The 3,044-nt window shown below is 66.7% G+C and carries 1 protein-coding gene and 1 pseudogene; both read right to left on the minus strand.

The window, feature by feature from the left end:
* A partial coding sequence (locus BST27_RS29890) for a PPE family protein (RefSeq protein WP_139805467.1) occupies positions 1-1,856 on the minus strand: 1,856 nt, incomplete at its 3' end.
* Positions 1,857-1,946: 90 nt separating this feature from the next.
* Positions 1,947-3,044: pseudogene (locus BST27_RS32855) on the minus strand (PE family protein); the annotation flags it as partial.

Raw genomic sequence — 3,044 nt, forward strand, 5'->3', positions numbered from 1 at the left:
AGCGCTTGTTCGGGAATCGAAAATCCCGGAATGGTGAACGCATCGGTACTGACGGCCGCTCCAACGCTAAACGTGAGCGGCGCATCGGGAATGCTGAGGCCGTTCGGGAATAGCGTGAGAGACGGGATGGAATAACTGAAGGTCAGCGGGATCGAAAAGCCCATATTGATATGTATTGGGCCGATCAGAGTGGTCAGACCGGGGGGCGGGCTAATTTGCTGAATTTGCGGAATCGTTATCGACGTAGTCGGCCAAGCCGCATATATGGTGTGATTGACGAGCTCTCGGCCAGTCCAGAGAGTGATCGGATCGATTTTGATCGGTCCGATCGAAATATTCGGTATGACTGCGCCCAACGAGAACGCCGGGACGTGGATATCAGGAACGACCAAGGGACCCAAATATAAAGTCGTGCTGAAGTCGATCGGAATCTCGGGGAGAATGTGGATGGGCTGGATGGTGATTGCGCCGACACCGCCGTTGATTGCGAGACTGAGGGGCATTTCGGGAAGAATGTGGGCCCCACCGGAGACGGGTCCAATAAGCCCTTCGTAATTACCCCGCCACAGGACACCGTTGCTGTAGTGGCCCGCGATGAAAGCGCCGGTGTTGACGTTGCCGGAGTTGGCTACCCCGGTGTTGATATCACCGGTGTTGAACCAACCCGTGTTGACGCTGCCCGAATTGAAACCGCCCGAGTTGTTGTCGCCCGGATTGAAGCTACCGGAGTTGTAGCTACCCGTGTTGGCCAAACCCGTGTTGAAGCCACCCGTATTGAACAAGCCCGCGCTGGTGAACCCTGAATTTCCGATACCGATGTTATGGCTGTCCGAATTGAACAACCCGACGTTCCCGGTTCCGGAGTTGAAGAAGCCGACATTGCCGGTACCCGAATTGAACAAGCCGATATTACCGCTGCCGGTATTGAAACCACCGAATCCGGTCAGGTTCTCACCGGTCAATCCGATACCGAAATTCCCATTGCCGGAATTTCCGAACCCGATATTACCGACGCCCATGTTGCCGAAGCCGATATTGCTATTGCCCGAATTGCCGAACCCGATATTGGCCAGCCCCAGCAGACCCGGCGCCATCCCCGAGTTCCCCAGCCCAAAGTTGCCCGACCCGACGTTGCCGAACCCGAAGTTGTTATTGCCGATGTTGCCGCCACCCAGGTTGAAATCGCCGACGTTGGCGCCGCCCACGTTGTAGCTGCCGATATTTGCCCAGCCCGCGTTGAACGTCCCGACGTTGCCCAGACCCAGATTGACGGCGAGCGTCTTAACCGGCTCGGCGGCAGAAGCGGCAGCGGCCGCGCCCGCGACGGCATGCAAGCCCGCCAGGGGCTCGGCGAAAGGCGTCAACGCCGAGACGACCGCCGAGGCGCCGCTGTGATATGCCAGCATCGCCGCCACGTCCTGGGCCCACATCAGTTCGTAGTCGAACTCCGCGGCCGCGATCGCCGGCGTGTTCTGCCCGAACAGATTCGACAGCACCAGCGACACGAGCCGCGACCGATTGGCCGCGATGAGGGACGGGGCGACGGCCGCGGCGAGCGCCGCCTCAAACACCCCCACCACTACCCGGGCCTGCCCGGCCGCCGCCTCGGCCGCGGCGGCGGTCGCATTCAGCCACCCCGCGTATGGGACCGCCGCGGCCGCCATGGCGACCGACGCCGCCCCCTGCCACGCCCCGCCGGCCAACCCGGAGGTCACCGACCCGAATGACGCCGCCGCCGAGCTCAGCTCGGCGGCCAACTCATCCCAGGCTGCCGCCGCCGCCAGGAAGGGCTCCGGACCCGCCCCCGCGTACATCAGCGCCGAGTTGATCTCCGGCGGCAGCACCGGAAACGTCATGCCACCATGCTGTCTCTGCGCGTTTCCAACGTTTCGCTGTGCATTCCAAACATTTCTCTGTGGGTTTCCAACTTCGTGGTCACCGGGCCGTCAGTCATCCGGTGGCGTTGCGCCCTTTCCGCCAGCCCCGCCGAGGGCGACCCCGCCGGGGTTCTTGCCATCGTGGAGATTGGGGCCCGCACCGCCCCCAGGGGCGATGGTGGGAGCCGTGGCGCCGCTGAAGCCGCCGCTACCGCCGGCGCCGCCCTTGCCACCGTCGCCACCAGCGGCAGCACCGTTGGTGCCGCCGCCGGCGCCACTGTTGCCGCCCCTGCCACCGTCGCCCCCGAAGCCGCCTGTGTTGGCGTTTCCGCCGCCGCCGCCCTTGCCGCCGGCGCCGCCGTCACCGCCGTTGCTGCCGCCACCCCAACCGCCAGTGCCACCGGCACCACCCGCACCGCCGTCGCCGCCCCTGAAATTGCCGTTCCCGCCCTTGCCGCCGGCGCCGCCGGCACCGCCGTCAGGGGCCGTCAGGGCACCGGCGGTGAGAAAACCGTTGGAACCGCTCTCGCCGCCGTTGCCGCCCTTGCCGCCGGCGCCGCCCTCGTACCCGCTGCCGCCGTTGCCGCCGCTACCACCGGCCGCGCCGGCCCCGCCTTTGTTCAGGTCGCCGCCCGCGGCGCCCCAACCGCCGTTGCCGCCATCGCCGCCCCTACCACCCAGGTCGCCGACGTTGCCGCCGCCGATTCCGCCCGCACCGCCGTTACCTCCGGCGGCCCCGTTGCCGCCGATGGCGGCGTCCCCGCCGCCGTTGCCGCCGTTTCCGCCCGTGCCGCCGTTACCGCCAGAGCCAGCGGAATTGTGACCGCCGGCACCGCCATTACCGCCGAAGCCACCGGAGGACCCCGTCACACCTTTGGCCAAGGCGCCGCTTTGGCCGCCGGAGCTGCCAGCGCCGCCAGCGCCGCCCTTGCCGCCCTTACCGCCCTTGGCGGTGGCGCTGCCACCGTCACCACCGTGGCCGCCGTTACCGCCGCCACCTCCGATGTCGTTACTGAAATTGTTCGCGGCGCCGCCCTCGGCACCATCACCCCCGTTACCCCCCGCACCACCGAACGTGATGCCCTTGCCGCCGGCACCTCCATTACCGCCGGAGCCGCCCAGGCCAGCGGAAAAGACGGGGCTGAAGTCGGTGCCGCCGCCCCCTCC

Origin of the sequence: Mycobacterium intermedium (assembly GCF_002086275.1) — a bacterium.
Taxonomy (GTDB): Bacteria; Actinomycetota; Actinomycetes; order Mycobacteriales; family Mycobacteriaceae; genus Mycobacterium; species Mycobacterium intermedium.